The sequence below is a fragment of the Escherichia sp. HH41S genome (genome assembly GCF_009820115.1).
Classification (GTDB): domain Bacteria; phylum Pseudomonadota; class Gammaproteobacteria; order Enterobacterales; family Enterobacteriaceae; genus Escherichia; species Escherichia coli_F.
Map to the genome: position 1 here is coordinate 275,578 of NZ_VNXE01000015.1, position 7,036 is coordinate 282,613.

Annotated in this window: 4 protein-coding genes; 1 reads left to right on the plus strand and 3 read right to left on the minus strand. The window is 53.0% G+C overall.

Features of this window, described 5'->3' with window-relative positions; all coding sequences use genetic code 11:
* Positions 1-79 precede the first annotated feature (79 nt).
* The 3 genes from FQZ95_RS04415 to glsA form a co-directional block, all read right to left on the minus strand.
* A complete protein-coding gene (locus tag FQZ95_RS04415) occupies positions 80-1,435 on the minus strand; it encodes a TolC family outer membrane protein (RefSeq protein ID WP_160529917.1) in 1,356 nt (451 codons plus the stop codon).
* 337 nt (positions 1,436-1,772) lie between these two features.
* Positions 1,773-3,065: an APC family permease gene (locus FQZ95_RS04420; protein WP_105277212.1), complete on the minus strand. Its 1,293-nt coding sequence runs from the start codon at positions 3,063-3,065 to the stop codon at positions 1,773-1,775.
* A gap of 2 nt (positions 3,066-3,067) precedes the next feature.
* The gene (gene glsA / locus FQZ95_RS04425; RefSeq protein WP_160529918.1) at positions 3,068-4,000 is read right to left on the minus strand and encodes a glutaminase A; all 933 of its coding nucleotides are present in this window, start codon (positions 3,998-4,000) and stop codon (positions 3,068-3,070) included.
* A gap of 261 nt (positions 4,001-4,261) precedes the next feature.
* Between glsA and copA the strand changes: the two genes are divergently transcribed.
* Positions 4,262-6,766, plus strand: a complete 2,505-nt coding sequence (copA, locus tag FQZ95_RS04430) for a copper-exporting P-type ATPase CopA (protein WP_160529919.1) — start codon at positions 4,262-4,264, stop codon at positions 6,764-6,766.
* Positions 6,767-7,036: the final 270 nt, after the last annotated feature.

The window sequence follows — 7,036 nt, forward strand, 5'->3', positions numbered from 1 at the left end:
CTTAGCGAGTCCATTTATCTAAATAAGACAAAGGTAATCACTTAACAACGATGCATACCTGATATTAATAATGGCAGGATTATTTCAAGTCGGGTAAGTCGTTGTATAAGCCCTGTTTAATTCCCGCTAATGGAATAAGGTTATTCACCGCAGCGGCATAATTCACTGCGGCGACCCAGCCATCATAATTGGCATTTATTTCAGCCGATTGCGCCTGAAAGACATCTTGCTCGACGGTTAATAGATCATTCAGACTGCGTTTGCCCAATTTATATTCATTTTGGTACACATCTCGCGTTCTGTGCGCACTTTCGGATTGTGCTAAACCGGCTTCTTCGCGACCCCGTGCGCCGGTCCAGTTCGCATATGCCACAGACGCTCGTTGCAGCACATCCAGTTTTGCCTGTTCGACCTGCGAGGCAGAGATTTTTTGTTGCCCTTCAGCCTGTTGCACCTGGGCTGAAACTGCGCCGCCCTGATACAGCGGCGCGTTAACGTTCAGTTGTAACTGGTCGTCCCAATACGAGCGGTCGCTGGTCTGGTAGCGCGTTTTGCCCCCCTGAATACTCAGCGTCGGCCAGTATTGCGATTTGGTTTTCTCCACGCCGTACTGTGCAGACTGGCGTAAGTTTTCTGCCGCCAGTACCAGCGGGATGGACTGGTAATCAATATTTTTCAACGATACCGGCTGCTCGGCTAATTCAGCAGGTGGCGCGGCTATCGCCTCCGGTTGGACGCCAGTGAGCACCGCCAGTTGCGCTTTGGCGCTCGCCATCTGCGCCTGATATTGCTCCAGCGTCGAGCGCATTCCCGCTATACGCGTCTGGGCCTGCAATTCATCTGACGATGAGTTCAGACCAGCGTTAGCGCGCAGCGCCGCCATGTTGTAGACGTTTTCCAGCGAGTGGATATTGCGTTGAGCCGCATCGCACAACGCCTGATAACGACTGACCTCCATATAGGCAGTCGCCGTTTTTTCGGCAACATCGGTTAAAGTTGCCATCAATTTAAAGCGGTAGCTGTCACGAGCGGCGGTTTGCAGTTTGATATCGTTATCTGTTTTACCGAAGTCATACACCAGCTGTGTCAGGGTTATGCCATACGAAACGTTGTTATCAAGCCTGCCGCTGGAGTCCGTTTGTCGGGACGGCCCCGCGTTGCCGGTTAATCCAACGTGCGGATACCAGGCACTTTTGGCTTCATCAATTTGCGCTTCGCCAATACCTATCTGCGCCGCCTGTTGAGTGACGTCGGGATTTCGCGCAAAGGCGCGTAATATACTTTCCTGTAAAGATAATCGGGCAACTGGCGTTACCGCTGGGGCGTTCGCCCATTGTGGCAGCGGTGCAGCAATTGTAGCTTCTCCCATCACCATAAAACTTATTAAAAAAATAAACCCATTATTTTTACGGCTTTTAAACTGGAATCGCGCCATAGATAAGTCACTTCCTTCCAGGTCATTATTTTAACTGGTTTTTATAACCAGTCTCATTTTATTAAGAAGGGTAATAACTTGTGCACCTCTTTTGTCGAACATTGAGATTGGAAAAGAAATGCAGTTAAAAAGCTTATACGTTATTTATTTAGAATACACTACGACTTTTAGATTACCATCATACGCATTAAGAATAATCCACAGCAATAAATGATTAGCATCACAGATTTATCGCGTATATATCATTTTTTTGTGACTTATTTATTAAAGGAATAAGAAAGGAAATTTGAATTAAAGACAAAGGCGCAGTACAGAAAGTACTGCGCCCAGAGAGGTTTTATACGGCTTTATTGCGCTTCATGACCATTGCCACAATAAGGCTGAGTAAGAGCGCGCCAATAATCCATACCAGAGCACGACTGCCCTGGGACCACAGACTGTAGATGAAGCCAACGATCACCAACAACATAACCAACGTGCCAACGATAAGAATCGGCAACGAGGCATGGATATCATGACGCAGGCGCATCGCCACCACAAACACCGCCAGGTAGCAGATCAAAAAGGTGGCACTGGCAACGCTGGCGAGTGAGCCTAAATTTAGCGCCGCCGTCATCAACATAATCAACACCACGACGATGATGTTGCCCCAGGTACTCTGCCGCCACAGAGATTTATTCATTAGCTTTGGCAGTTCGCGTTCGCTGCCCATGTTGTCCATGATGTTAAACACGGCGAACAGGTTCGCGTTGATGGCTGAAGCCGTCGCCAGTAAAGCACCGATGACAACGATCACATAACCCACATGCCCGAGGAGCGGAGATGCTGCCTGCGCTACGGCGGTATCGGCATATTTTTCTAACTCTAATGCCGATACATCGCTAAGCAAAACCAGCGCCAGCGAGATATAAAGCAACGTGGTAACGCCAATCGCCACCAGAAACGCCCGTGGCATAATGATCTGCGGATCTTTCACTTTATCCGCCGCGTTCGCCATCATGCCAAAGCCCGCATAGGCAAGGAAGGTTATCCCGATACAGGAGAAGAACGCACCGGAGCTGGGAGGCGCAGAGACGGAAATATGCGCCGGTTGTAGCGACCAGACACCGGCAATAATCAGCAATAACAGGATCATCATTTTAATGCCGACGAGGATCACTTCCAGCCGTCCTACCGCATGGTTGCTTAAAGAGTTGAATAGCGTCATCACCGCAATGATCCCCAACGCGTAGAGCAGAATAAGGTGCTCCTCCTGGCTGCCTTCATGCAAAAACTGCACGGCATAAGCGCCAAAAGCACGGGCGACCATGGCGATGCTCACCGCCAGCGTCAACAGGTACAGTAACGAGAGCGCCAGCGAAAAGACGCCGTTGCCTAATCCGCGACGAAAGAAGTCGATAATACCGCCATTGCTGGGATAGCTCGCCCCCAGACGCGCATAGGCATAACCGGAAAACATCGCCACAATACCGCCAAAAGCAAAGGCGACCCAGGTCGAGGCTTCCATTAGCAACGCAGCCTGCCCCAGCAGCGCGAAGATCCCCGCCCCCACCATTGCCCCAATGCCAATGGAAACGACGTTCCATAGACCGAGGGGTTTGTTACCGTTATTACCTTCCGTGTTCATCATGATCAGCCCTTAAACACGTTATAGCCGAGTTGCTTAGCGACCGATGCCACCATTTTTTGACCGCGAACACTGTTGCCTTCTTCGTCCAGCGGTGGTGAGAACGCGGCAATTCCCATCACACCAGGAACGATCGCCAGAATACCGCCACCTACACCGCTTTTGCCCGGTAAACCAACGCGATATGCCCAGTCACCGGAGCGACCATACAGCCCTTCCATCATCATTTCGGCCAGAATATACGGCACGTTGTCGGCCTGAAGAACGCGTTTATGAGTCAGCGGATTCACTCCGCCCGCCGCCAGCGTCGCGCCAAGCGTTGCCAGTTCAACAGTATTGATGAGCGTGGAGCACTGACGGGTATACACGTCACAGGCTTCCATTGCATCACAATAGAGATATCCGGCGGAGTACAGCAGCCAGGCTATGGCCCGGTTATGGAAGTTGGTTGTTTGTTCCGACTGGTTGACTTCATCAGAGAGCGCTACCTGCTCACCAGCCAGTTGTTGTTGGATATGTAAAATTCGCTGCCAGCGTTGTTCAGTATTTTCAGCGTTAATCAGGCTGGTGGTGGCAATAGCGCCAGCATTTACCAGTGGCGAAAGCGGTTTGCCGCCATGCAACTCTAAGGCGATAACCGAGTTAAAGGGCAATCCGGTCGGGTCAGCGCCAACTTTGTCCTGTACCGCCTGCGGGCCGACATCTTCTAACGCAAGGGCTAACGTACAGACTTTCGAGATGGATTCCAGCGCAAAGCGGTAATCACTGTCACCCGCACTATAGACGTTGCCATCGCTGGTCACGATAGCCACTGCCGCCAGTTGACCAGGGACATTCGCCAGAAAGGGAATGTAATCGGCATTTTGTCCGCCGTTAAGTGAGTGAAATTGGGTGTAAGCCTGATCCACTGCCTGCTGTAATTTGTTTGCATCTAACATCTTTTGTTAACTCCTTTTTATAGATGCGGGAGGGGATTCCTCACCCCGGTGCCGATTTTCAGGCATCCTGATTTAACTTAGCATCCGCGACTTAACTACAGGAAAACAAAGAGATAAATGTCTAATCCTGATGCAAATTGAGCCGATTTTTTAATCTTTACGGACTTTTACCCGCCTGGTTTATTAATTTCTTGACCTTCCCCTTGCTGGAAGGTTTAACCTTTAACACAGTCAGTCAACACTGTCTTAAAGGAGTACGTTATGTCACAAACTATCGACCTGACCCTGGACGGCCTGTCCTGCGGTCACTGCGTTAAACGCGTGAAAGAAAGTCTCGAACAGCGCCCGGACGTTGAGCAGGCGGATGTGTCTATCACTGAAGCACACGTTACCGGTACTGCCAGTGCAGAACAGCTGATCGAAACTATCAAACAAGCGGGTTATGACGCATCTGTAAGCCACCCAAAGGCTAAACCGCTGGCGGAGTCATCAATCCCGTCGGAAGCACTGACAGCGGTTTCTGAGGCGCTTCCGGCAGCAAACGCCGATGACGATGACAGTCAGCAGTTGCTGCTGAGCGGCATGAGCTGCGCCAGCTGTGTTACCCGCGTACAAAATGCGCTGCAAAGCGTACCGGGCGTCACTCAGGCACGGGTAAACCTGGCGGAGCGTACTGCGCTGGTGATGGGCAGTGCCTCCCCACAAGATTTAGTGCAGGCGGTGGAAAAAGCGGGCTACGGCGCGGAAGCGATTGAAGATGACGCTAAACGCCGCGAGCGCCAGCAGGAAACCGCCGTCGCTACCATGAAGCGCTTCCGCTGGCAGGCAATTGTCGCTCTGGCGGTAGGTATCCCGGTGATGGTCTGGGGGATGATCGGCGATAACATGATGGTCACCGCCGACAACCGCAGTCTGTGGTTAGTTATCGGCCTGATAACGCTGGCGGTAATGGTTTTCGCCGGCGGGCATTTTTACCGTAGCGCATGGAAAAGCCTGCTGAACGGTGCGGCGACAATGGATACGCTCGTGGCGCTGGGTACTGGCGTGGCGTGGCTCTATTCAATGAGCGTCAACCTGTGGCCGCAGTGGTTCCCGATGGAAGCGCGACATCTTTATTACGAAGCCAGTGCGATGATTATCGGTCTGATTAATCTCGGTCATATGCTGGAAGCGCGCGCACGTCAGCGTTCTTCAAAGGCGCTGGAGAAATTACTCGATTTAACCCCGCCGACGGCGCGCCTGGTCACTGACGAAGGTGAAAAAAGCGTGCCGCTGGCAGATGTTCAGCCTGGTATGTTACTACGCCTGACGACCGGCGATCGTGTACCGGTAGATGGTGAAATTACCCAGGGCGAAGCGTGGCTGGATGAAGCAATGCTGACGGGCGAACCTATCCCACAGCAAAAAGGCGAAGGCGATAGCGTTCATGCCGGTACCGTGGTGCAGGACGGTAGCGTGCTGTTTCGTGCCAGTGCGGTTGGCAGCCATACTACGCTGTCACGGATCATTCGTATGGTGCGCCAGGCCCAGAGCAGTAAACCGGAAATCGGCCAGTTGGCGGATAAAATCTCTGCCGTATTTGTGCCGGTAGTGGTGGTGATTGCGCTGGTCAGTGCGGCCATCTGGTACTTCTTTGGTCCGGCACCGCAAATTGTTTATACCCTGGTGATTGCCACTACGGTACTGATTATCGCCTGCCCGTGTGCGCTGGGGCTGGCAACGCCAATGTCGATTATTTCCGGCGTCGGGCGTGCGGCTGAATTTGGCGTGCTGGTACGGGACGCCGACGCGCTGCAACGCGCCAGTACGCTCGACACCGTAGTGTTCGATAAAACCGGGACGCTGACCGAAGGGAAGCCGCAGGTTGCCGCAGTAAAAACATTTGCTGATGTTGATGAAGCGCAAGCATTGCGTCTGGCGGCGGCACTGGAACAAGGTTCCAGCCATCCGCTGGCACGGGCGATCCTCGATAAAGCAGGCGATATGCAGCTGCCGCAGGTCAACAGCTTCCGTACATTGCGTGGGCTGGGCGTGAGCGGTGAAGCAGAAGGTCATGCGTTATTGCTGGGTAATCAGGCGTTGTTAAATGACCAGCAAGTCGATACTAAAGCGATTGAAGCAGATATTTCAGCCCAGGCATCGCAAGGGGCAACGCCTGTGCTGCTGGCGGTTGACGGGAAAGCGGTAGCCCTGCTGGCTGTACGCGATCCATTGCGTAGTGATAGCGTGGCGGCGCTGCAACGTCTGCATAAAGCGGGATATCGTCTGGTGATGCTAACCGGGGATAACCCGACCACCGCCAATGCGATCGCCAAAGAGGCAGGGATTGATGAGGTGATAGCCGGGGTGCTGCCAGACGGTAAAGCCGAAGCGATCAAACGTCTGCAAAGTGAAGGACGTCAGGTGGCAATGGTGGGTGACGGCATTAACGACGCGCCAGCGCTGGCTCAGGCGGATGTCGGTATTGCGATGGGGGGCGGCAGTGATGTTGCCATTGAAACCGCGGCGATTACCCTGATGCGCCATAGCCTGATGGGTGTTGCGGATGCGCTCGCAATTTCCCGCGCAACGCTGCGCAACATGAAGCAGAACCTGCTCGGTGCGTTTATCTACAACAGCATTGGTATTCCGGTCGCCGCCGGTATTTTGTGGCCGTTCACTGGAACACTGCTTAACCCGGTGGTTGCCGGAGCGGCAATGGCGCTCTCGTCGATCACCGTAGTGAGTAACGCCAACCGGTTGCTGCGATTTAAACCGAAAGAGTGATTGGTATTTACTTAATGCGTTTGTGAGATCCAGTTCTTGTTGCGCTCCTTTTATGAGTCATGCCATATAAAGTGACTGGCGCAAGGAGCGCGCAGGGGGCGGCCAATCGCCGCCGCCCCCTGCACCCCCGGGCTCTGGCGAACAAAATCGCCGCTGCGCGGTACCCTCGGCTTATCCCTTGCGGCTACCGGGTCGGGCGCGAGGTAACATATATGGACGCTCCCGGAATGCAATGCTTTCTTCAGTTATGTAATAAAACGGGTAGGTGCA

Bases quoted from the DNA above. Each gene is read 5' to 3' on its own strand.
- glsA (WP_160529918.1), bottom strand. From the start codon at position 4,000: ATGTTAGATGCAAACAAATTACAGCAGGCAGTGGATCAGGCTTACACC.
- FQZ95_RS04415 (WP_160529917.1), bottom strand. From the start codon at position 1,435: ATGGCGCGATTCCAGTTTAAAAGCCGTAAAAATAATGGGTTTATTTTT.
- FQZ95_RS04420 (WP_105277212.1), bottom strand. From the start codon at position 3,065: ATGATGAACACGGAAGGTAATAACGGTAACAAACCCCTCGGTCTATGG.
- copA (WP_160529919.1), top strand. From the start codon at position 4,262: ATGTCACAAACTATCGACCTGACCCTGGACGGCCTGTCCTGCGGTCAC.